The following is a 1,363-nucleotide window of genomic DNA, read 5'->3' on the forward strand; positions in this document are numbered from 1 at the left end:
TCGCTTATATGGACTCCTCCTATTGCACAAGCCTTTTTACATTAAAATGATGTGATTGCGTGCTTATATACGGGCTCTAATGAGGCGCTACCTCGGCCACTTTGATGTTTTCGCGCCCTTGTGCCTTATCTGCTACACGGTATCTTCGTACACTAGCGATTTTTCAGGCTCTCAAGGGTGGGTCTCACCACTTAATGCTCTATCTTGGCTTGTTCAATTCTTTTGTTTACTGACTTTTTATTTTTACGCGGTTAATAATCTTGCTTCATAACTCGTTCCATTTTTGAGTAAGGCGTAGGCTGTTCGCATTGTTTTGTTTGCTAATGCAATAGCGGCGCACTTGACACCTTTTCTTATTAGAAGGTTTTTTATCCATCGTTCTTTTTCTGTCGTGGCTTCTCTGTTTTTTAATTTACTCACTACTGAGCGAGCGCCTAAAAATAGGTTTCGTCTTAATGCACCACCTCGTCTTTTGGGTATGCGCCCTATCTTTGCTTTGCCACCTGTCGAATGCTGTAATGGTGTCACTCCTGCACACGCCGCAGCACTTCTTCCATCGTTAAACTGTGTCGTGTTACCTAAAAAAGACAGGACCTCGATAGCCGTGATTGGGCCGACTCCTTCGAGAGCCATTAAGCGTTGACAGCCATCATTTTGTTTTGCAATACGCTCTATTTGTTTTTGCAGCTCTACCTTATTGTCACACTGCTGTTTATAAAGTGAATAGCTGAGCGCGAGAGCATGCTTTAGTTCTAGCGGCAGTGTGTTTTCTGCATCTTCTAAAATATCGGGTATGGCTGCTTTAAATGCGGCCTCACTTTGGTTAATCACAATACCAAACTCAAGGAGTAGCCCGCGTATTTGGTTTGATAACTGAATTTTTTGTTTATCTGCTAACGCTCTTACTTTGCTAAGTGACTGTAAAGCCTGCTCTTCAATGGTAAGAATTTTACACGAACGAACATTCGGGACTCGACTGGCAACGGCTATTGCGATTGCATCGTTCGCATCTGTTTTTTGCCCCTGTCTAAATGCTTTCACGAACAAAGGGTCAAGGAGTATTACATCATGACCAAAGGACTGCGCAGTGCGCGCAAAATGCTGGGCGCTTGCGCATGCCTCCATAGCAACAACCGACGGTTTTGCTTGAACTAATAACTCAAGCAGCGTTTGACGGTTAACTGATTTATTGGACATCAGTTTGTTGCCTTTAAACTGCGCCGCTTGGAAAGTATTTTTTGCTAAATCAATAGCAACTAAATTACAATGTGCCATGTATGGACTCCTAATTTGGTAAAAGATTCTCTGCAGTTTCTTTATACCGTACTCTCCCGTTAATGGGGAGGAGTCCATACATCTGCTA

At 43.1% G+C, this 1,363-nt stretch carries 1 protein-coding gene; it reads right to left on the minus strand.

Annotated elements, in window-relative coordinates:
• Positions 1–243 precede the first annotated feature (243 nt).
• Complete coding sequence (locus tag H5180_RS23275; protein ID WP_182759254.1) at positions 244–1,275, minus strand: IS110 family transposase; 1,032 nt, start codon at positions 1,273–1,275, stop codon at positions 244–246.
• Positions 1,276–1,363: the final 88 nt, after the last annotated feature.

It is taken from the genome of Pseudoalteromonas sp. SR41-4 (assembly GCF_014163985.1).
GTDB lineage: Bacteria > Pseudomonadota > Gammaproteobacteria > Enterobacterales > Alteromonadaceae > Pseudoalteromonas > Pseudoalteromonas rhizosphaerae.

Bases quoted from the DNA above. Each gene is read 5' to 3' on its own strand.
- H5180_RS23275 (WP_182759254.1), bottom strand. From the start codon at position 1,275: ATGGCACATTGTAATTTAGTTGCTATTGATTTAGCAAAAAATACTTTC.